18 protein-coding genes and 1 tRNA gene are annotated in these 20,968 nt (G+C 72.6%); 13 read left to right on the plus strand and 6 right to left on the minus strand.

Annotated elements, in window-relative coordinates; genetic code table 11:
* Window positions 1-268: 268 nt before the first annotated feature.
* Window positions 269-1,108 (plus strand): GntR family transcriptional regulator, encoded by an 840-nt coding sequence (locus ACGFZP_RS06030; protein WP_392929060.1) that lies wholly within the window; start codon window positions 269-271, stop codon window positions 1,106-1,108.
* 26 nt (window positions 1,109-1,134) lie between these two features.
* Here ACGFZP_RS06030 and ACGFZP_RS06035 read toward each other — a convergent pair whose 3' ends face one another.
* Window positions 1,135-1,392: a mycoredoxin gene (locus tag ACGFZP_RS06035; RefSeq protein ID WP_392929061.1), complete on the minus strand. Its 258-nt coding sequence runs from the start codon at window positions 1,390-1,392 to the stop codon at window positions 1,135-1,137.
* Between the two features lie 230 nt (window positions 1,393-1,622).
* On the opposite strand from ACGFZP_RS06035, the gene ACGFZP_RS06040 reads away from it, so the two are divergent.
* The 4 genes from ACGFZP_RS06040 to ACGFZP_RS06055 all read left to right on the plus strand — a co-directional run bounded on the left by ACGFZP_RS06040 (window position 1,623) and on the right by ACGFZP_RS06055 (window position 5,578).
* Window positions 1,623-3,857, plus strand: coding sequence for an ATP-dependent DNA helicase UvrD2 (locus ACGFZP_RS06040; RefSeq protein ID WP_392929063.1), 2,235 nt, complete (start codon window positions 1,623-1,625; stop codon window positions 3,855-3,857).
* Between the two features lie 313 nt (window positions 3,858-4,170).
* A complete protein-coding gene (locus tag ACGFZP_RS06045; protein WP_392929064.1) occupies window positions 4,171-4,647 on the plus strand; it encodes a hypothetical protein in 477 nt (158 codons plus the stop codon).
* A gap of 167 nt (window positions 4,648-4,814) precedes the next feature.
* Window positions 4,815-5,183 carry a WhiB family transcriptional regulator gene (locus ACGFZP_RS06050; protein ID WP_392929067.1) on the plus strand — a complete coding sequence of 123 codons (369 nt, stop codon included), beginning with the start codon at window positions 4,815-4,817 and terminating at the stop codon, window positions 5,181-5,183.
* A gap of 149 nt (window positions 5,184-5,332) precedes the next feature.
* Window positions 5,333-5,578: a hypothetical protein gene (locus ACGFZP_RS06055; RefSeq protein ID WP_387944344.1), complete on the plus strand. Its 246-nt coding sequence runs from the start codon at window positions 5,333-5,335 to the stop codon at window positions 5,576-5,578.
* 128 nt (window positions 5,579-5,706) lie between these two features.
* Here ACGFZP_RS06055 and ACGFZP_RS06060 read toward each other — a convergent pair whose 3' ends face one another.
* The gene (locus ACGFZP_RS06060) at window positions 5,707-7,086 is read right to left on the minus strand and encodes an ABC1 kinase family protein (RefSeq protein ID WP_392929069.1); all 1,380 of its coding nucleotides are present in this window, start codon (window positions 7,084-7,086) and stop codon (window positions 5,707-5,709) included.
* Between the two features lie 425 nt (window positions 7,087-7,511).
* On the opposite strand from ACGFZP_RS06060, the gene ACGFZP_RS06065 reads away from it, so the two are divergent.
* Window positions 7,512-8,168 carry a DUF4937 domain-containing protein gene (locus tag ACGFZP_RS06065; protein ID WP_392929071.1) on the plus strand — a complete coding sequence of 219 codons (657 nt, stop codon included), beginning with the start codon at window positions 7,512-7,514 and terminating at the stop codon, window positions 8,166-8,168.
* Between the two features lie 813 nt (window positions 8,169-8,981).
* Here ACGFZP_RS06065 and ACGFZP_RS06070 read toward each other — a convergent pair.
* Complete coding sequence (locus ACGFZP_RS06070) at window positions 8,982-10,070, minus strand: ThiF family adenylyltransferase (RefSeq protein ID WP_392929073.1); 1,089 nt, start codon at window positions 10,068-10,070, stop codon at window positions 8,982-8,984.
* A 450-nt stretch (window positions 10,071-10,520) separates the two neighbouring features.
* Here ACGFZP_RS06070 and ACGFZP_RS06075 point away from each other — a divergent pair, with 450 nt between their 5' ends.
* On the plus strand, window positions 10,521-11,057 hold the full coding sequence (locus ACGFZP_RS06075; RefSeq protein WP_392929074.1) for a M48 family metallopeptidase: 537 nt from the start codon (window positions 10,521-10,523) through the stop codon (window positions 11,055-11,057).
* 153 nt (window positions 11,058-11,210) lie between these two features.
* Here the strand turns inward: ACGFZP_RS06075 and ACGFZP_RS06080 are convergent, their stop codons facing one another.
* Window positions 11,211-11,819 (minus strand): NUDIX hydrolase, encoded by a 609-nt coding sequence (locus ACGFZP_RS06080; RefSeq protein ID WP_392929076.1) that lies wholly within the window; start codon window positions 11,817-11,819, stop codon window positions 11,211-11,213.
* Complete coding sequence (locus tag ACGFZP_RS06085) at window positions 11,816-13,351, minus strand: zinc-dependent metalloprotease (protein WP_392929078.1); 1,536 nt, start codon at window positions 13,349-13,351, stop codon at window positions 11,816-11,818. The genes ACGFZP_RS06080 and ACGFZP_RS06085 overlap by 4 nt, the downstream gene beginning before the upstream one ends.
* Window positions 13,352-13,560: 209 nt before the next feature.
* Between ACGFZP_RS06085 and ACGFZP_RS06090 the strand changes: the two genes are divergently transcribed.
* The 4 genes from ACGFZP_RS06090 to ACGFZP_RS06105 all read left to right on the plus strand — a co-directional run bounded on the left by ACGFZP_RS06090 (window position 13,561) and on the right by ACGFZP_RS06105 (window position 16,839).
* Window positions 13,561-14,709 carry an NAD-dependent epimerase/dehydratase family protein gene (locus tag ACGFZP_RS06090; protein ID WP_392929080.1) on the plus strand — a complete coding sequence of 383 codons (1,149 nt, stop codon included), beginning with the start codon at window positions 13,561-13,563 and terminating at the stop codon, window positions 14,707-14,709.
* A 108-nt stretch (window positions 14,710-14,817) separates the two neighbouring features.
* Complete coding sequence (locus tag ACGFZP_RS06095; protein WP_392929081.1) at window positions 14,818-15,258, plus strand: molybdenum cofactor biosynthesis protein MoaE; 441 nt, start codon at window positions 14,818-14,820, stop codon at window positions 15,256-15,258.
* Between the two features lie 231 nt (window positions 15,259-15,489).
* Window positions 15,490-15,678 carry a hypothetical protein gene (locus ACGFZP_RS06100; RefSeq protein ID WP_392929082.1) on the plus strand — a complete coding sequence of 63 codons (189 nt, stop codon included), beginning with the start codon at window positions 15,490-15,492 and terminating at the stop codon, window positions 15,676-15,678.
* Window positions 15,679-15,720: 42 nt separating this feature from the next.
* Entirely contained in the window at window positions 15,721-16,839 is a 1,119-nt protein-coding gene (locus tag ACGFZP_RS06105) for a PDZ domain-containing protein (protein ID WP_392929084.1), read from the plus strand.
* 66 nt (window positions 16,840-16,905) lie between these two features.
* On the opposite strand, the gene ACGFZP_RS06110 is transcribed toward ACGFZP_RS06105, so the two are convergent.
* Entirely contained in the window at window positions 16,906-17,472 is a 567-nt protein-coding gene (locus tag ACGFZP_RS06110) for a PPA1309 family protein (protein ID WP_392929087.1), read from the minus strand.
* A gap of 178 nt (window positions 17,473-17,650) precedes the next feature.
* On the opposite strand from ACGFZP_RS06110, the gene ACGFZP_RS06115 reads away from it, so the two are divergent.
* Window positions 17,651-20,647 (plus strand): UPF0182 family protein, encoded by a 2,997-nt coding sequence (locus ACGFZP_RS06115; protein ID WP_392929089.1) that lies wholly within the window; start codon window positions 17,651-17,653, stop codon window positions 20,645-20,647.
* A gap of 56 nt (window positions 20,648-20,703) precedes the next feature.
* Window positions 20,704-20,777, plus strand: a tRNA-Met gene (locus ACGFZP_RS06120).
* The last annotated feature ends 191 nt before the right edge of the window (window positions 20,778-20,968 follow it).

A 20,968-nucleotide genomic window follows, 5' to 3' on the forward strand; every position in this document is an offset into this window, starting at 1 on the left:
GGCGGCGGGTCGTCCGCCGCTACTGTGTGGGTTCCTCGTGGGGGCCGGCCGCCCCCGCCCCCCCGGGGGTGGGGTTTTTGGGGTTGGGGGGGGGGCCCCCCCCCCCCGCCCCCCCCCCCCCCAATTTCCTTTCCCGATCCGATGTTCGTGATCGGAGGGGCCCTGTGCAGGGCGGCTGCGGTACCAGGGAAAGGCGCTGTCACCGATCCCGGTCGACATTGCCGCAAACGGCTGAAAGCGCGTCGCCGCGCTCGCTACATTCACTCGGGTGACAATCCCACGGGGCACCGCCCAATCCCCCAAATACCAGCGCCTCGCCGCCGATCTGCGCCGCCGGATCGCCGAGGGCGAGTTCACCGCCGCGTCCGCGCTGCCGGTCGAGAGCGAACTGGAACGCCAGTACGGCGTGGCCCGCAACACCGTTCGACTGGCCGTCGACGTCCTGGTCAACGAGGGCCGGCTGGTCCGGCTCCAGGGCAAGGGGACCTACCTCAGGGAGCACCCCGTCCTGGACCACCGCGCCTACGGACCGGTCCTGCCGACCGCGCCGCGCGACTGCCTCGCCCTGCCCACCGCCATCTACGCCGGCGAGGCCGCCGAGGCCGGACGGGAACTCGGCGTCGACTTCGAGATGATGATCGTCCGGGCCCGGGTGGACATCGCCGAACGGCTCGGACTGCGGCCCGGCGAGGCCATCGTGGTCCGCCGGCAACTGCGTCTGCTCGACCGCGAGCCCTACTCGATCGAGGAGAGCCACTACCGCGCCGGACTCGCCGCGGGCACCCCGCTGATGGAGCCCGACCAGATCGACGGCGGCGACGAGGCGGTGCTCGCCGCACTCGGCCGCACCGAGATCGGGGCCGTCGACCACCTGGTCGCCCGGATGCCCGGACCGGAGGAGGCCCAGTGGTTCCAGGGCGGCCCCGGGGTACCGCTGGTCGTCCAGACCAGGGTCACCTACGACCGGCGCGGGCCCGTCCGGGTCATCGAGACCCGCTACTCCGCCGACCGCAGCCGACTCGTCTACGGCGTCGGCGACCTCGCCGCCCGGGCCTCGCTGCCGGCGCCCGCCGCACCGGTGGACCCGGCCCGGGCCGAGGCGCCGTAACGCCCCGGCCCGGACCGCGGCACCCGTCAGGCCGCCAGGGCCTTCTTGACCTGGATCAGGCTCGGGTTGGTCATCACGACCTGCTCGCCGCCGCCCACCGGCGTCACCAGCACCGTCGGCACGACCTGGTTGCCGTTGTTCACGGACTCGACGAAGGACGCCGACGCCGGGTCCTCCTCGATGTTGATCACGGTGTAGCCGATGCCTTCACGGTCCAGCTGGCTCTTGAGTCGGTTGCAGTACCCGCACCAGGTCGTGCTGTACATCGTCACGCTGCCGGACATCGAGGGGGCTCCTTCGGGAAGAGGGCGTGCGGTCTCAGGGGAGAACGCAGGCCGCGCATCGGTCATTCCGCGTGCATGGCCGGTGCACTGCGCGTGCGCCCGGCATGCCGCATGCGCCCGGCGTACGGGCAGGCCCGCACGCCCGAACGCACAGCGATCATCCTGCGATCACATCGCTCCTGTGGACAACCCCGCCCGAGTTGTCCCACCGGGCTGAGAGGATGGAACGCATGCAGGAAGACCTCTTGAGCGGCAGCCCGTTCGACGACGACCACCGGGCGGCCTCCGGCCCCGACGCGGTACTCGCCGGACTCGACCCGGAACAGCGGGCCGTCGCCACCGCCCTGCACGGGCCCGTGTGCGTCCTCGCCGGCGCCGGCACCGGCAAGACGCGCGCCATCACCCACCGGATCGCCTACGGCGTGCGCAGCGGCGTCTACCAGCCCGCCCAGGTCCTCGCCGTCACCTTCACCGCCCGCGCCGCCGGCGAGATGCGCGGCCGACTGCGCCAGCTCGGCGCCGACGGCGTCCAGGCCCGCACCTTCCACGCCGCCGCGCTGCGCCAGCTCCACTACTTCTGGCCGCGCGCCATCGGCGGGCCCGTCCCCCAGCTGCTGGAGCGCAAGGTCCAACTCGTCGCCGAGTCCGCCGGCCGCTGCGGCCTGCGCGTCCAGCGCACCGAACTGCGCGACCTCACCGCCGAGATCGAATGGGCCAAGGTCACCCAGATCGGGCCCGACGACTACCCCGCCGCCGTCCAGAAGTCCGGCCGCGAGGCCCCCCGCGACCCGGCCGAGACCGCCCAGGTCTACCGCGTCTACGAAGAGGCCAAGACCCGCCGCGGCGTGATCGACTTCGAGGACGTCCTGCTGCTCACCGCCGCCATCCTGGAGGACCGGCCGGACATCGCCGACCAGGTCCGCTCCCAGTACCGGCACTTCACCGTCGACGAGTACCAGGACGTCTCCCCGCTCCAGCAGCGCCTGCTCGACCAGTGGACCGGCACCGCCGCGGGCAGCCTCTGCGTGGTCGGCGACGCCAGCCAGACGATCTACTCCTTCACCGGCGCCACCCCCGACTACCTGCTCAACTTCCGCACCCGCCACCCCGAGGCCACGGTGGTCAAGCTGGTCCGCGACTACCGCTCCACCCCGCAGGTCGTCCACCTCGCCAACGGCCTGCTCTCCCAGGCCCGCGGCCAGGCCGCCCGGCACCGGCTGGAGCTGGTCTCGCAGCGCGAGGCCGGCCCCGAGCCCGTCTACACCGAGTACGAGGACGAGCCCACCGAGGCCGAGACCACCGCCCGCCGGATCAGGGACCTGCTGGCGGCGGGCGTGCGGGCCAGCGAGGTCGCCGTGCTGTTCCGCACCAACGGCCAGTCCGAGGTCTACGAGCAGGCGCTCTCCGACCTCGGCATCTCCTACCAGCTCAAGGGCGCCGAGCGGTTCTTCGAACGCCCCGAGGTGCGGGACGCCGGCGTGCTGCTGCGCGGCGCCGCCCGGGCCGGCTCCGACCCGCTCACCGACGGCGTCCCCGGGCTCGCCGCCCAGGTCCGCGCCGTCCTCGCCAGCCGCGGCTTCACCCCGGAGCCGCCGGCCGGCTCCGGCGCGGTCCGCGAGCGCTGGGAGTCGCTGGCCGCACTCGTGCGGCTCGCCGAGGAGTTCGAGCGCACCCGCGCGGCCGCCGGGGAGCCGGCCGACCTCGCCGCGTACGTCGCCGAGCTGGACGCCCGGGCCGCCGCCCAGCACGCCCCCGCCGTCGAGGGCGTGACCCTCGCCTCGCTGCACGCGGCCAAGGGCCTGGAGTGGGACGCCGTCTTCCTGGTCGGCCTCACCGAGGGCACCATGCCGATCATCTACGCGAAGACCGACGAGCAGGTCGAGGAGGAGCGCCGACTGCTCTACGTCGGCGTCACCCGCGCCCGCAAGCACCTCTCGCTGTCCTGGGCGCTCTCCCGCTCCCCGGGCGGCCGGGCCAGCCGCAAGCCCACCCGCTTCCTGGACGGCCTGCGGCCGGGCTCCGGCGCACCGGGCGTGCGCGCCGGAGGCCGGGGCGGGCGCGGCGGGGTCGAGCCGGGCGAGCGCGCGGCCGGGCGCCGGGTGCGCGGGCCGGTCAAGTGCCGGGTCTGCGAGCGGGTGCTCACCGAGGCGGTCGAGCGCAAGCTGCGCCGCTGCGAGAGCTGCCCGTCCACCATGGACGAGGGGCTGTACGAGCGGCTGCGCGAGTGGCGGGCCGGGCAGGCGAAGAAGCAGGGCGCGCCGGCCTACGTGGTCTTCACCGACGCGACACTGATGGCGATCGCCGAGGACGTCCCCGGGACCCGGCAGGACCTGGCGGTGATCTCGGGGGTCGGTGCGATGAAGCTGGACAAGTACGGGGCCGCCGTGCTCTCGTTGTGTGCGGGGGAGGAGCCTGCGGAGGATCCGGTCGACGTCGAGGACGGCGATCCGGGTGATCCCGCCTGAGTCGACCCGGACCACTCCGGTCGGTTGCCCGGGCGGTTCGGACCGCGGCTCCGCAACCCGCTGGGGCTCACCGGCGAACGTGCCGGAGAACCTCGCCGAGAACTCGCCGGAAAAATAGTTTGCGCGCCATACCGGGAGCGCAATAGCCTGCCGGAGCGGTCAAGGGGACGCGGTCGCACGGGGTCACACCTGTCACGCATTCCCCTGCACGCCACAGCTTCACCTGCACCACCTGCATCACCGAGACAGACATCCGAACAGTTCGGAGCCCGGGAGACCAGGCTCCGCGAGACGCCGAGAGGAGGCGAAGACAGTGGAAACCATCATGATCACCAAACTGACTGGCCAGACCGTCGACGCTACCTCCGTGCGTGATGCCCGCCTGCGGGCCCTCGCCCTGCTGTGCGGAACCGGTCTGGGTCTCGACACCCTCGGTGTCTCCGTCGTTCCCGCCTCCGTCGTCCCCGCTGTCAGTGGTCTTGGACACACTGATCTCTCCAGCACGGGCGTCAAGGGCGGCAGCGAAGGCACCTCCGTCGAGACCGGTCTGTCCCGTGACTGGGCCCCGGTCGCCATGTCGCGCTCCCTGCGTGATGAGCGACCGACCCAGGCACCGAAGGCAGCAGTAGCGGCCGCCATGCATGGCGGCTATGCGCAGGCCATCGGTGCCGGAAACGCCCAGAAGCAGAACGAGCAGCAGATCAACCAGGCCAAGGCCGCCTTTACGGGCGCCACGGCCATCCGGATGCGGGCCTTCCGCGGGCCTGAACCCTGGAGAGAACGAACCTGAGAAGCCTCAGGTCGGCACCCTCCAGGGCCGCGGAACCCGTAAACGGGATCCGCGGCCCTTCTGTTTTGTCCGGTACGCAAGACCGACCCAGGCCCCCCGGGGCCTCCGGCCCAGCCCCACCAGTCAGCTGAGCCGGACCCACTGAAAAGACGAGGAAGACGCCAACAGTGTCCACGGTCATCACGCCGCCCATCCCGTCCGTACCGCCGACAAGCCAGAACACCAAGGCCGACCAGGCCGACCCCCCGGAGGTTTCTCTTATGCAGCTCACCTCGATCGACCAGGCCGAGGCGCTTGGCCAGCCCATCCCGTGCCGCACCTTCGACCCGGAGGTCTTCTTCGCCGAGACGCCCGCCGACGTCGAGTACGCGAAGTCCCTCTGCGGCACCTGCCCGGTCAAGGACGCCTGTCTCACCGGTGCGCTGGAGCGGCGCGAGCCGTGGGGCGTCTGGGGCGGCGAGCTCTTCGTCCAGGGCGTGATCGTGGCCCGGAAGCGTCCGCGTGGCCGTCCGCGCAAGACCGAGGTCGCAGCGTGAACCCCGCGCTCGGAGCCCGGGCCGTCCGTCGGGGAGAGCAGCCCCCGTTGGACAGCGCCCTGCGTCGCTCCGTGCGTCTTGCCGCCGCCAAGGCCGACGCCGCCCGCACCGTCCCCTTCCCAACGTCGCACCACGAGCAGGACCACCACATGACCGCCGCCGCCATCGATCCGACCGTCCGCGCCGAGCAGACCACTGAACTTCAGATCCAGAACAGGACCCTTGAGATGCAACTTCTCCACGAATCCCTGGCCCGTGCCCATATGCAAGAGCGCCTCCAGGAGGCCGAGCACGAACGGCTCGTCAGCCGGGTCGTCCGCGCCCGCCGGCTCAAGCAGAGGGCCGAACGCGCCTCGCTCCGGGCCCGCAAGGCCCTCGCCGTCGCGCTGATGTAGTCACAGCCAGGTTCGTTTCACCCCCGTCGTGCCGAAGGCCGCCCCCCATCGCGGGGAGCGGCCTTCGGCCGTTGTACGGGGTGGATCAGCGCGGGGGGCCGGCGCAGGGTGGGTCGGCGCGGGGTGGGTCAGCGCCTTCCGGCCGCCCCGCGCTTCTTCGCCGGTGCGGCCGGCTCGGGCTGGTCGTTGAACTCCGGCAGCCACCGCAGCATCTCCGCCCGGAACGGCGCGTTGGCCCCCAGCTGGCAGAGCACACCGATGGTGCTCAGCGTCACCCGGTGGATCAGCAGGTACGCCGGGGGGAGGTTGAGCTGCTTGCCCAGGTTGTAGGCGGGCGAGCGCGGGTCGGCGATCCGGGCCGCCTGGGCCCGCATCCAGGTCCGGGTGAAGTGGAAGGTGTCCACCGCGGCCGGCTCGATGATCGGCACCAGGTAGTCGAGCACCGCATCCGGGTCCAGCTCGATGGAGGGCTTGACGAAGCCCTCCTCGCGGAGCATCTCCAGCACACCCGCCGCGTCCCCGGCCAGCGCCATCCGCAGGGACGCCCCGATCGGGGCGGGCAGCCCGCCGGGCAACCGGTCGACGGTGCCGAAGTCCATCACCCCGAGCCGCCAGCCGGCCGCCGGACCGTCGTCCTTCAGCAGCCGGAAGTTGCCCGGGTGCGGGTCGGCGTGCAGCAGACCCGTCCGCGACGGGCCCGCGAACAGGAACCGGGCCAGCAGGTGCCCCGCCCGGTCGCGCTCCTCCTGGGTGCCGGAGGCGATCACCTCGGCCAGCGGGGTGCCGCCCATCCACTCGGTGACCAGCACCTGGTCGGCCTGTGCCACCACACCGGGCACCACGATGTCCGGATCGCCCGCGAACACCTCGGCGTGCCTGCGCTGCGCGGCCGCCTCCAGCTCGTAGTCCAGCTCCTCGGCGACCCGCTCGCGCAGTTCGGTGATCAGCGGCTTGATGTCCAGCCCCGGGATCAGCGGGCCGAGCAGCCAGGCCACCCGGCTCAGCTGCGACAGATCGGCCAACAGCGCGTCACCCGCACCCGGGTACTGCACCTTCACCGCGACCTCGCGCCCGTCGTGCCAGATCGCCCGGTGCACCTGCCCGATCGACGCGGCGGCGGCGGGCCGGTCGTCGAACCGGCGGAACAGCTCCCGCCAGTCCTTGCCGAGCCGCTGCGCGAGCGCGGTGTGGACCTTCGCGGCGGGCATCGGGGGAGCGGCGTCCTGCAGCTTGGTCAGGGCCGCGCGGTAGGGCCCGGCGACCTCCTCCGGCAGTGCGGCCTCGAAGACGGACAGCACCTGCCCGAACTTCATCGCCCCGCCCTTGAGCTCGCCGAGGACCTTGAACAGCTGGTCCGCGGTGGCCTGCTGAAGCTCGGCGGTCACCACCTCGGCCGACCGCCCCCCGATCCGCCTGCCCAGTCCGAGTGTGGCCCGACCGGCTATCCCCAGCGGCAGGGCGGCGAGCCGTGCCGTGCGGGTCACTGCCTTGCGCGGTAGATCGCTCACCCGGGCCTCCAATCCCACACGCCCCCGGCCCCCCACAACGGAGGGCCGGCCATCACTACGCCATTGTGCCCGCTCCCCGCCCCGGGCCCGCTCGCATTTGCCCCAGTCCCACCCCTACCTCGGTGGCCTCCCGGGCCGGGGCCGTCGGCCCGGCCGAAGAACGCCGCCGAGCCGAGGAAGTCCGGGACAGCCTTCCACCGGCGGTGAGGTGCCGCCCTACCGGGGCCCGACCGTCGGGGGGAGCCGGGTGGCGGGGCGCCGGCGGCTGTTGACGGCGGCCGTTGACGGAGGCTGTTGACGGAGGGTCCTACGTCGCTGGGTCCGCGCTCATGCGACTGCGGACCGTTGATGCCCCGGGCGGGTCTGCCGTCGGATGAGTCCTGCGGTGAGTTCGTGGTGTCGATCTGTCGGGAGGCCGACCGGATATGTGGGGCAAGTGGATCAGCTGCGGTGTGCCGACGGCCGCGCGAGGGGTGTTCTCCGCCGGTCAGAGCGCCTGGTCGGTGATCGGCGACCAGCCGGGCCTGGTCGGGCAGGTGGGAGGCTGGGATCCCGCCACCGGCCGGGCCCATGTGCTGGGCATGTGGGCCGATGCCCGGATGTACAGGCGCTTCATGGACGAGCGGCACGACGCGGTGGTCGCCGGGATCCGGCAGGACGCGGGCTACCGGTCGATCGAGATCGCGGCGGGCGGAACCGTCCTGGAGATGGCGGGCGACGCGGCCGACCTTCCGCAGGCCCTGAAGAGCGCGACACTGCTGAGGGTCGCCGACTGCCGACTGCTGCCCGGCCGCGAGGACCATTTCCTGGAGGTCCAGCGAGAGGTCTGGGCCCCGGGAATGGCGGCGGCCGGCGGCATGCTCGCCGGTGTCGTCACCCAACTCGCCCGGAGCCGCTGTCTGGTGACCTCGCTCTGGACCGGTCCGGCTGCCCATCGGCACTACGCCGACCACCACCTTCCGGGCCTGCGCTCGCGGGCCGCGCTCGGTGGGGACCTCCAGGCGATGGCCGGTCATGTGCTGCCCCTTGAGGAGGCCTGGCGAGTCCTCCCCGAGCCGTCGCCTGTCGAGGGTGGGAGGTAGGCCGACCGCCCTTCTGGTGGGTGGCCCTGCGGCGGGGTGGGGCGTTGGTGGGATGGGGCGTTGGTGGTGTGCGTGGGCAGGCGGCCCTGGCGGTGGGGCCGGGCGGGGTTGCGGGGCCCGGGGGTGATGGCCGGGGTGCAGCCTGCCGGGCCCTCGGGTGTTCTGCGGGTGGTTCACCGCCCCTGCCCCCTGCCCCCTGCCCCCTGCCCCCTGCCCCCTGCCCCCTGTGGCAGGTGGTTGTTGGCCTGCGCACAGGAAGTCGGCCGGCCCGACTTCCTGTGCGCGGTGGTTGCCTGGGGTGGAGGGCGTGGGGTTCTTCAACTGATCTGCCGGGCGAGGCGGCTGATGCCTGGCCTGCCGGCGGGTGGGGGAGGGTCTTCCAACCAGCCCCTCCGCTGCGGGCGGAGGGGCCGGGCCTCCTGCGGTGTTCCGCCGGCCTCGGGCGGTGCGCCCGAGGCCGGCGGGCTGACCTGCGATTTGGGGCCCACCCCCCTCCCCCTCCCACCACCTCCGCTTCGTTTTCATTCGGCCTGCTGGCTGTCCCGGTCAACACCTGCGCACATCTGCCCGCGCCCTTCCCGTATCTGTCCGCGCGCGGCCGGCAGCTGCCCACGCCCTGTCGACAGCTGCCCGCCTGCTGCCGACACCAACCCGCGTCCTGCCCGCGCCGGATGCGGCCGCCGCCGGGCCCGCGGCTGCCCCTTCCCGCCGTCCTGCCCGGTGCAGCGGGCAGGACGGCGGGACGCAGGGCGCTCGGTCCCCAGCTGCTGATGGCCAGACAGGCCTCCCTTCCCGAGGGGTCGGTGGTCGTGGTCAGTTCGGTGGCGGCAGCGGTTGCCAGAGGCAGCCGCAGTCCGGATGGCCCTTCAACCGCAGGCGGCGGGACATACCGTCACCCGCGGAGATCTCGCTCCAGCCGTCGACGCTGGGTGGGCGGAGGCCGTCGAGGTACAGCTGGACGTGGAGCGCCGCGAGACCGGCCACGGCCGTCGCCAACGCGGTGTCGCAGGCCGGGGTGCGGGCCCGGCCGGGGCCATCGTCGGCCAGCTGGGCGAGCAGGCGGGGCCAGGCGGCGTCCTCGTCCTCCCTCGTGAGCACCAGGCAGTGGCCGCAGGCCGAGACGCCGGGGACCACCAGCGGCCCGACCACCCCGATCTCCTCCACCACCCCGACGTACAGGTGCGGCACACCGGCCCGCAGCAGCTCCCTGGCCGCGTACGTGCCACCCGCGAACGCCCCACTGCCGTCCCTGGGCGCCAGCACGACCAGATCGGGCGGCCCCTTCCCCACGCGGCCGCCGCTCGGCGCCGGCCGCCGTGCCGAGGCCCGTTGGACGGCCTCGCGGGCGGCGGTCGCCCGCAGCCGCCCGACGTCGCCCGGCGGCAGGCCCGCGGGGGAGCAGTCTCCGGGGCCGACCCGTCCGTTGTCCACCACGGTGACGGCCCCCGCCCCGCCCGCCGCCAGCACGGCAGCGAGCGCCGCCCCCACCCGGCCGGCGCCGCGCACCTCGACCCGCAGGTCGGCCCGGCGGGCCAGGACGGCCGGCGCGGCGCCCGGGCTGGAGTGGACCAGCGAGAGCGAGGCGAGATCCGGCCCGAGCAGATCGCGGTGCGGCTGCGGGTAGCGCCCCAGCGCGGCGCCCACCGCGTCGGCGTCGTCCAGCAGCCCGGCCTGTTCCAGCTCGTCGAGCAGTGCGTCCGCCGGGTCGCGGCCGAGGCCGACCCGCTCGCCGGCCGCGAGCAGCTCCGGCCGCTCGCGCGTCCCGTCGAGCAGCCCGAGGAAGTCGCAAAGGGTCTTGTCGGCGCGTTCGACCACCCCGGCGTAGCGCTGGACGGTGCCGAACTGCAGGGTGTCGGAGTCCCGCCAGCTGCGGGAGAGGGCGGGCTTCAGGGCAAGGCGCACGGTGGTTTCCCTTCCGATCGTTTCCGGACGGCTGACGGCAGCATGCCCGATCGGAACGACGTCGTGCTCTGGGTTATCCACAGGTGCGAGTCCATGATCACACCATCGGTTCGCACCCCTTGTGGATAACTCGCCGTCCGGTCCGAGGTCGCATTCCGGACACCAGTTGTCGGCCTTTCGTTCGCGATCACTCCACGAAAGATTTCGGCCACGGCAGCGGACTTCTGTCAGGGGTACCGGGTAACGTCGTGTGCCATGGCAGCCGAACGGGACTCCCATCCCCCGGCGTCGCGTCGGCGTGCCCGTGCAGCGTCCGGGTCGCAGGTAGCGGCGCCGAGCACGCGCGGGCGCCCTGATCAGCGGCCGACATCCGCGGAACCGCCGCCGCCCCCTCAGGGCGCGGACAAGCACGGTGAAGCGCATGTCGAGAAACAGTTCGACCGCTCCCGGGTGGAGGTCCGCCGCAGCGCCCGCCGCAGCCGCACCGTGTCCGCGTACCGCGAGGGCGACCGCACCATCGTGCTGATCCCGGCCCGGATGTCGCACGCCGAGGAGCAGCGCTGGGTCGCGCAGATGCTGGAGAAGCTGGCGGCCCAGGAGAGCCGCCGGATGCTCGGGGACGACGCGCTGGCCGCCCGGGCGCGTGAGCTCTCGGCCGGCTATCTCGGCGGCCGGGCCCAGCCCGCCCAGGTGCGCTGGGTCACCAACCAGAACTCGCGCTGGGGGTCGTGCACCCCGAGCGAGCGCACGATCCGGCTCTCACACCGTCTCCAGGGCATGCCGGAGTACGTGGTCGACTACGTGCTGGTGCACGAGCTCGCCCACCTGCTGGTACCGGATCACGGCCCGGCCTTCTGGGCGCTGCTGGAGGCCTATCCGCGCACCGAGCGGGCCCGCGGCTATCTGGAGGGCGTGGTCTCGGCGGCCCGGCTGCCGCACATCCCCGGCGCCCGGCCGGAGCCGGACCCCGCCGGTTCCTGCGGCTGACGCACACCCCGCCGGACGACAACACGAGGACAGCAGACGGCGCGAGGACAGCGCGAGGACGGCACGGCGCGACGACGGCCCGAGGAGGGCCGACCAGGCCGACAAGAAGGGGCGCGGGCCGTCTGGCCCGCGCCCCTTCTCTATGACTTCACCTCAACCGCGGGCGGTCAGCTCCCTGGCCCGCGCGACGAGGTCGCGTACCGAGTGGTCGGTCAGCTCGGGCAGCCGGTCGAAGTCGAACCAGCGCAGATCCAGCGACTCCTCGCTGATCAGCGCCTGCGCCCCGGGCGGTGCCACCGCGATGTACTGGACGTCGAGGTGGGTGTTCTCCGGCCGGTCCTTGCCGGTGCAGCGCACCTGGTGCCGGTCGAGCTTGGCCGGCACCGGGACGCCGCCGACCGTCAGCAGCACGAGGTCCGGGATGCCCGACTCCTCGGTGGCCTCGCGCAGCGCGGCCGAGGCGAGGTCGGGGTCGCCCGGCTCGCAGTGCCCGCCCATCTGCAGCCACATCCCGACCTTGGGGTGCAGGGTGAGCAGCACCCGCCCGGCGGCCGGGTCGACGACCGCCGCGCTGGCGGTGATGTGGGCGGGCAGGCAGGAGCGGTACAGGCCCTCGGGCTGCTCGGCCAGGTGGTTCAGGTAGTCGCGCCGCAGCTGGTCCTGGTCCGGGTCGGCGGGCTGCCAGCCGGCCAGGGTGCGGACGGCGTCGGCGTGCAGCGAGGCGGCGGGCCGGGTCGACGCGCCCGGGTCGGTGATCGTCATGCGGTGGGCTCGCCCTTCCCGTCCTCGTCCTCGTCCTTCTTCGTCAGGTCGGGCTTGGCGTCGGGCGCGGGCGAGCCGCCGGCGGCCGCCTCGCCGAGCAGCCGGTCGATCGCGTCGAAGTCGAGGCCGCCCTCCAGGCCGTCGGCGCTGCCGCGGTGCACGAAGGCGTCCGGGTCGTCCAGGTCGGCGGCGGTGGGCAGCATGTCGGGGTGCTGCCAGAGGTCGTCGCGGCCCTCGATGCCGCGGGCGTCGGCGAGCAGCGCCCAGAGCCGGGCGGCGTCGCGCAGCCGGCGCGGGCGCAGCTCCAGGCCGACCAGGGTGGCGAAGGTCTGCTCGGCGGGCCCGCCGGCGGCGCGGCGGCGGCGGACCGTCTCGCGCAGGGCGCCGGCCTGCGGGAGGTGAGGTTCGGCGGCGGCGTGCACGACGGCGTCCACCCAGCCCTCGACCAGCGCGAGCGCCGTCTCCAGGCGGGCGAGCGCGGCCTTCTGCTCGGGGGTGTCCTCGGGCTGGAGCAGGCCGCCGGCGAGCGCCTCCTGAAGCGCCTCGGGGTTGCTCGGGTCGAGCTGGCCGGCCAGCTCTTCCATCCGGGAGCTGTCCACCTTGATGCCGCGGGCGTAGGCCTCGACGGCGCCGAACAGGTGGGCGCGCAGCCACGGCACGTGGGCGAAGAGCCGCTGGTGGGCGGCCTCGCGCAGGGCGAGGTAGAGCCGGACCTCGTCGGCGGGCACGTTCAGGCCCTCGCCGAACTCGGCGATGTTCTGCGGCAGCAGCGCGGCCTTGCCGGCCGGGGCGAGCGGCAGGCCGACGTCGGTGGAGCCGACCACCTCGGCGGCGAGCGCGCCGAGCGCCTGGCCGATCTGGGTGCCGAACATGGCACCGCCCATCGAGCGCATCATGCCCATCAGCGGGCCGGCCATGGCCTGCATCTCCTCGGGCAGCACGCCGCCCATGGCGGTGCCGACCCGCTCGGCGACCGGGTCGACGAGGTCCTTCCAGACCGGCAGGGTGGCCTCGATCCACTCGGCGCGGCTCCAGGCGACGGCGGTGCCCGCGCCGGAGGGGAACTCGGTGGCGGAGTCCAGCCAGAGGTCGGCGAGCCGGACGGCCTCGGCGACGGCCGAGCGCTCGGTGGCGCTGACCGAGCGGTCCTTGCTCTTGCCCTCGACGGGCTCGGCGACCACGGTCTGGCGGGCGATGTCCTTGGCGAGGTCCCAGTTCACCGGGCCGCCCTCGAAGGAGAGCATCTGCCCGAGCTGCTGGAAGGCCGCGCCGAGGTCGTTGGGGTTGAGGCCGCCGAACATCGCCGCGAAAGGGTTGTCCGCACCGGGCCCGCCGGCGCCCGGCCCACCGGGGGCTCCCGGCATACCCATGCCGAACAGCGCGCCGAGCGGGTTCCCGGCGAAGCCGAACGGGGACTGGCCGCTCTGCTCGGGCTTGCCCTGCTGGGGCTTGTCCTGCTCGGACTTGTCCTTGTCCTTGCCGTCCTCGGGCTCCTCTGGCGGAACGCCGAATCCGAAGGGAAGGTCGCTCACGGGGTCCTCGATCCGGTCGGCCGTCTTGCGGGTGGTGGCGGGAGAAAACTGCCGGTCCGAGGCGGTCGGCGGAGTGGGGGACTCGTGGCCGGTGGGCGGCTCCCGCGCGGCTGGCCCGCGCCGGGTGCACCGCCGGGCCTTAGCCTCGGGCAGGATGGACGTACTGACACACGTACGTACGCACATAAGCTAACCGTGGAGGATGGCCGGTGAGTTCCCCGCCCTCGGACGTTCGCTCTGGGCTGACCGGAGGTGAGGACGCCCCGGACATCACGGCGTCGCCGCCTCCAGCCTACGGCGGAAGGCCGCTGACCGTGGCCGTGACCGGCGCCGCCGGCGTGCTCGGCGAGCGCGTCGCCGCACGCCTGGTGGCCTCGCCCGGCGTGAAGAAAGTGCTCGCGGTGGACGACCGCCGCGGGGAGGTGCCCGGCGTCCAGTGGCGGATCCTGGACGTCCGCGACCCGGCGGTGGCCGAGCGGCTGGCCGGGGTGGACGTGGTCGTCCACCTCGCGATGGACCTCGGCATGGAGTCCGACCCGCGGGCCCGCAGCGCCTACAACGTGCGCGGCGCGCAGACCGTGCTGACCGCCGCCGCGGCCGCCGGGGTCAACCGGGTGGTGCTCTGCACCTCGGCGATGGTCTACGGCGCGCTGGCCGACAACGAGGTGCCGCTGGCCGAGGACTCGGAGCTGCGGGCCACCGAGGAGGCCTCGCTGGTCGGCGACCTGCTGGAGATCGAGCGGCTGGCCCGGCGGGCCCCGCGCGCCCACCCGGGCCTCCAGGTCACCGTGCTGCGTCCGGCCGTGGTGGTCGGGCCGGGCGTCGACACCGTGTTGACCAGGCACTTCGAGGCGCCCCGGCTGCTGGTGGTGGCGGGCTCCCGGCCGTGCTGGCAGTTCTGCCACGTGGACGACCTGGCGGCGGCGCTGGAGTACGCGGCGCTCGGCCTGGTCGAGGGCGAGGTCACCGTCGGCTGCGACGGCTGGCTGGAGCAGGAGGACGTGGAGCGGCTCTCCGGGATCCGGCGGATGGAGCTGCCCGCCTCGCTGGCGCTGGGCACCGCCGCCCGGCTGCACCGGCTGGGCCTGACCCCGGCCCCGGCCGGGGACCTCGCGTACACCATGTACCCGTGGGTGGTGTCCGGCAGCCGCCTGCACGAGGCGGGCTGGCGCCCGGTGTACAGCAACGAGCAGGTGCTGGCGGAGCTGCTGGCGCAGGTCTCCGGCAAGCACGCGGTGGCCGGGCGGCGGCTGGGCGGCAAGGAGGCCGCCACCAGCCTGGGGGCGGCGGGGGCGACGGTGGCACTGGTCGGTACCGCGGCGCTGGTGCGCCGGGCCCGCAAGCGGCGCCGCTTCTGACCGGTCGGGGCGGTCGATTCCCTATCCCGTTCTCACGATGCGAAATTTTGCAATCGTGATACGGAAGCCCCTTGCCCGAAACCACCCGGGATGGGGAATCATGGAGTCATGTCCGAGAACCACGACCCCATCCGGCTGCTCGCCGTCCGCGACACCCCGCTCTCGCTCGACGAGGTGTACGAGGCGGTCGGCGACGACGCGGCCGGCGGTACGACCGTCTTCGTCGGGACGGTTCGTGACCACGACGGCGGCAAGTCCGTCGCCGCGCTGGAGTACAGCTGCCACCCCACCGCCGAGCAGGAGATGCGGCGGATCGCGGAGAAGATCGTCGCGGACTTCCCGGTCCGGGCGCTCGCCGCGGTGCACCGGATCGGCCGGCTGGAGATCACCGACAAGGCCGTGATCGTCGCGGTCTCCTGCGCCCACCGGGGTGAGGCGTTCGCCGCCGCCCGCCGGCTGATCGACGACCTCAAGCACGAGGTGCCGATCTGGAAGCACCAGGTCTTCTCCGACGGCGAGGAGGAGTGGGTCGGCGCCGGCAGCTGCTGAAGGCCGCCCGCCGGCAGCTGCCGCAGGGCTTCCGCCGCAGCCGCTGAAGCCCCCCGCCGCACCGCTTTCCGGCAGGCGCGCCGGGCCCTCACCCGAACGGGTGTGGACCGGTGCGCCGAATACTCCCTGGCAGTGAGCCGATCGGCCGTCCCGTAACCCGGACGGCGCCACCTGCGTTGTCCGCCGGGGTGGTTAATCTGCTCATAGACACGACGAGCTGGGAGTACTGAGATGGCTGTGCTCGCCTGGTTGATCATTCCGGTAGTCGCCGTCCTGCTCGCCGCCCTGTGGGCGGGGTGGGCCCAACGGGCCCCGCGAGCCACGGGGGACCCGGCCTCACTGGCCGAACACCGGCGCTTCATGGCCGCGATGGAACGCACCACCGCGGACAGCGCCTCGGGCGAGCGTCCCGGCCGGTAGCCCGGCGGGCGCCGCGTCACCCGCGTCCCGTACTGTCGAGGCATGCCACGCCGCTCTGCGACGATGCTCGCCGCCACCCTGCTGCTCATAGCGCTGCTCTGCGTCTCGGTGCTGACGAAGGTGCCGTACACGGAGATGAGCCCCGGGCCGACGTACAACACGCTCGGGATGCAGGACAAGACGGGCAAGCCGGTGATCAGCATCACCGGCCACGAGTCGTACCCGACCAGCGGCCACCTCAACATGACGACCGTCCAGGTCACCGGCGCCAAGTACGAGCCCAGCCTGGTCTCCGCGGTGGTCGGGTGGCTGCGCGGCGACGTGCTGGTCGTCCCGCACGACAACGTCTACCCGAAGGGCCAGACGGACGAGCAGGCGAAGCGGCAGAACGCCGAGGAGTTCGCCTCCTCCGAGGACAGCGCCCGGACGGCGGCGCTCACCCAGCTGGGCATCCCGGTGGGGGCCGAGCTGATCGTCAAGTCCGTCGCGGCCGGCGCCCCGGCGGAGGGCAAACTGCACGCCGGCGACCAGATCGTCGCCGTCGGCGGCACCCCGGTGACCACCCCCGAGGACGTCGCCAACGCCGTCACCAAGCACAAGCCGGGCGAGCTGGTGATGTTCACCGTCGTCCCGCGGGTCAAGGACGCCAACGCCAACGGCGCCAAGGCCGACCCGGCCGCCAGCACCGATGTCGCCGTCGTCACCAGGCGGGCCGGGGACGTCGACCCGACGCTCAAGCCGGACCGCGCCGACGCGGCGATGGTCGGCATCGTGGCCGGGATCCGGCACACCTACCCGTTCCAGATCGACATCGGCCTGCAGGACGTCGGCGGCCCGAGCGCCGGCCTGATGTTCTCGCTCGGCATCATCGACAAGCTGACGCCGGAGGACCTCACGGCGGGCAGGTTCGTGGCCGGCACCGGCACCATCACCGACGACGGCAGGGTCGGCCCGATCGGCGGCATATCGATGAAGCTGATCGCCGCCCGCGACGCCGGCGCCGAGTACTTCTTCACCCCGGCCGCCAACTGCGCCGAGGCGAGCAAGGCCACCCCGTCCGGGCTGACCCTGATCAAGGCCGAGACGCTGGACGGCGCACTGAAGTCGCTGGAGCAGGTCCGCTCCGGGCAGACCTCCGCGCTGCCGTCCTGCACCAAGTAGCAGAGCCGCCGCAGCCGGCCACCGGCCCCGCCCGGCGGCCGGGGCCGACCGGGCGGGAAGGCCGGGTCAGGAGAAGGTCGCCAGCAGCGCCTTGGTCAGGCCCGGCACCAGGTCGGGGCCGGTCAGCACCTCGCGGGCGGTGTCCTTGGAGCGCAGCCGCAGGGCGATCTCCTTCTTGCCGTTGCGCAGCACGGCGGCGGTGATCCGCACCTCCTCGCGCTTGGGGTGGTTGGCCACCCAGTCGGCGAGCTGGGCGTCGCTGGCGTTGCGCGGGCGGGACTGCTCGGCGCCCGGCGGAAGCATCAGCCGCTCCACCACGAGGGCGCAGCCGGCCACCGCGTCGGGCCAGGCGATGGTGCCGAGGAACTTGTCCAGCTCCATGCCGGCCGGCAGTTCGTCCTGCTCGACCGGGGTGAGACCGGGCTCGTCGCTGTCGGCGAGGCCGAGCTGCTTGGCGACCCGGGGGTCGGCCTTGCGCAGCGCGGCGCTGTCCACGAGGGCGAACAGCCGGGCCGGGAGGTCCCAGCCGAGGGTGGCGGCGTACTCGTCGATCTCCAGCGCGGCCCGGGTGAGCGGGGTCGCGGCCGGGAGGCTGGAGACGTCGTCGGGGGAGGAAGAGGAGACATCGGACATGTCCCAATCCTCACACGCCGGGCGGCCGGGGCGGCGCCACACACGGACGGCGGGCTGTGGCGGGCGGTTGTCGTAACCGTCTGCTAACGGTGGGAACTCGGCTAAAGCCTGGTTAAGTTGCACTGACGACCGAACCTATTCCAGACGACACAGCTGAGGTGCCACCGTGGTATTCCAGATGCCGGAACGCTCAGGGCCGGGATTCCGGCGCAGGGTAGGCCCGCCCTCCCGGCGTGCGCGGGTCGCCCTGCTCACCCTGGGCGTACTCGCGGTGCTCTTCCTGCTGTTCGTCATGTTCGCCGGGTTCTGGACGGACTGGCTCTGGTTCAAGTCCGTCCACTACTCCTCGGTGTTCACCACCCAGCTCTGGACGAAGGTCGGGCTGTTCGCCGTCTTCGGCCTGCTGATGGCCGTGATCACGGGTGCCAACATCTGGCTGGCGCACCGGCTGCGGCCGCCGCTGTCGGCGATGTCGGTGGAGCAGCAGAGCCTGGACCGCTACCGGGCCGGGCTGGCGCCGTTCAAGCGCTGGGCGCTGATCGGGCTGTCGCTGGTGATCGGCCTGGTGGCCGGTGCCGCGGCGTCCGGCCAGTGGCGGACCTGGCTGCTGTGGACCAACGGGACGTCCTTCGGCGTCAAGGACGCGCAGTTCAACCTGGACGTCTCCTTCTACGCCTTCGAGCTGCCCTTCTACGAGTTCCTGCTCGGGTTCGCGTTCAGTGCGCTGATCGTGTCCCTGCTGGCCTCGGTGCTGGTGCACTACCTGTACGGCGGGCTGCGGCTGCAGGGCCCGGGCCGTCGGGCGAGCGCGGGTGCGCAGGGCCACCTGGCGGTGCTGCTCGGCATCTTCGTGCTGCTGAAGGCGGTGGCGTACTGGCTGGACCGGTACGCGCTGGCGGTGAAGACGGGCTCCTACCGGGAGGTCTCCGGCTGGACCGGTCTGCGGTACGTGGACGCCAACGCGTTCCTGCCGGCGAAGACGATCCTGTTCTTCGTCGCGATCATCTGCGCGGTGCTGTTCTTCCTGACCCCGATCCGCCGCACCTGGGCTCCGGCCCTGATCGGCCTCGGGCTGATGGTGCTGTCGGCGGTGCTGATCGGCGGGGTGTACCCGGCGATCGTGCAGCAGTTCCAGGTCAAGCCGAACGAGCAGGCCAAGGAGACGCCGTACATCCAGAAGAACATCGACGCGACGCGGCAGGCGTACGGGATCGCGGACAGCCAGACGAGTCCGTACAGCCCCAAGGGCACGACGGACGCCGAGGCGCTGAAGCCGGATGCGCAGACCATCGCGGACATCCGCCTGCTGGACCCGAACGTGGTCTCGCCGACCTTCCAGTCGATCGAGCAGCAGCGCTCGTACTACGCCTTCCCGTCGACCCTGGACGTGGACCGCTACGGCAAGGGCGCGGGCGCCCAGGACACCGTGATCGGCCTGCGTGAGCTGGACCTCAACGGGGTGCAGCGCAACTGGATCAACGACCACTTCAAGTACACCCACGGCTACGGCGCGGTCGTCGCCAAGGGCAACCAGGTCAACGACAAGGGCCAGCCGGTCTTCACCGAGTCGGGCCTGCCCGCCACCGGTTCGCTGGGTGACTACCAGCAGCGGATCTACTACGGCGAGAAGACCAGCACGTACTCGATCGTGGGCGGCTCCAACCAGGAGATCGACTACACCACCGACTCCGGTGAGAACAAGCAGTACAAGTACACCGGCGGCAGCGGCGTCTCGCTGGACAACCCGCTGACCCGGGCCGCCTACGCGGTGAAGTTCGCCGAGCCGCAGATCCTCTACGCGGGCGCGATCAGCGACGGCGCCAAGGTGATCTACGACCGGACGCCCAAGGAGCGGGTCGAGAAGGTCGCGCCGTGGCTGTCGATCGACGGCGACCCGTACCCGGTGGTGGAGAACGGCCGGGTGGTCTGGGTCCTGGACGGCTACACGACCTCGGACGGCTACCCCTTCTCGTCGAAGACGACGCTGGGGACCGCCACCAAGGACTCGCTGACCAACCAGCGCGGTGAGCTGCTGACCGCCGCCAACCAGGTCAACTACATCCGCAACTCGGTCAAGGCCACCGTGGACGCGTACACCGGCGAGGTGACGCTGTACCAGTGGGACGAGAACGACCCGGTGCTGAAGACCTGGATGAAGGCGTTCCCGGACACCGTGAAGGCCAAGGCCGACATTCCGGCCACGCTGATGCCGCACCTGCGGTACCCGCAGGACCTGTTCAAGGTGCAGCGCGACCTGCTGGGCCAGTACCACGTGACGGACGCCGACTCGTTCTTCAACGGCAGCGACATCTGGCAGGTCCCGGTGGACCCGACCAGCGACACCAAGCAGTTCCAGCCCCCGTACTACCTGACGGTGCGGATGCCGGACCCTGCGGTGACCTCGGCCAGCTTCTCGCTGACCACCACCTTCGTGCCGAGGGGCCGGGACAACCTGGCCGCCTTCATGGCGGTCAGCGCGGACCCGGGGCCGGACTACGGGAAGATCCGGATCCTCAAGGTGCCGGGGGACAGCAAGACGCTCGGCCCCAACCTGGTGCAGTCGCAGTTCAACTCGCGGCAGGAGGTGGCCCAGCAGATCACGCTGCTGAAGAGCGGCGGCGACTCCGACCTGGAGTACGGCAACCTGCTGACCCTGCCGGTCGGCGGCGGGCTGCTCAACGTCGAGCCGGTGTACGTGCGCGGGCGCGGGGCGAAGTACCCGACGCTGCAGAAGGTCCTCGCGGTGTACGGGAACGACAACGTCGCCTTTGAGAACACCCTGGAGGAGGCGCTGAAGAAGGTGTTCGCGGGCGCCGCGCCGGCCACCACGCCGACCGTGCCCACCTCGCCGGGGACGACGACGCCGACGTCGCCCACCACGCCGACGAACCCGACGACCCCGGCGCCGGGCTCCACCATCACGCCCGAGCTGCAGCAGGCGATCAAGAACGTGCTGAAGGCGCAGACCGACGCCGACAACGCGGCCAAGGCCGGGGACTGGGTGGCGCTCGGGCAGGCGCAGAAGGCGCAGAGCGAGGCGGCCAAGGAGCTGGCGGCCGCCGAGCAGAAGGCGGGCACCGCCCCGACGGCGGCACCGACGACCGCGCCGACGGCGGCACCGACCGGGCCGGGCCAGACCCCCGCCCAGACCCCCGGGCCGAGTACGAGTCCCTGAGCTGGGAAAACCGATTCCTGTTCCACCCCGCACCCGTGCTACAGTTCAACTACCGACGCGGGGTGGAGCAGCTCGGTAGCTCGCTGGGCTCATAACCCAGAGGTCGCAGGTTCAAATCCTGTCCCCGCTACTCAGTAGCAGCAGAGGCCCGGAGGATCATCCTCCGGGCCTCTTGCGTTTTCATCCGGGGGCGGTCCGGCCCGCTCCGGTACTATCGACCGTTGCGGGCATCGGGGTTTGTGGCATCGAAGTGTCGGGAAATCGACAAAGCGCCGAAGCAATTCCGTCGGCTTCGGGTCCGCCCCGCCGAAATCGGCCGGG

Source organism: Kitasatospora sp. NPDC048239, from assembly GCF_043202015.1.
In the GTDB taxonomy this organism is placed as follows: Bacteria; Actinomycetota; Actinomycetes; order Streptomycetales; family Streptomycetaceae; genus Kitasatospora.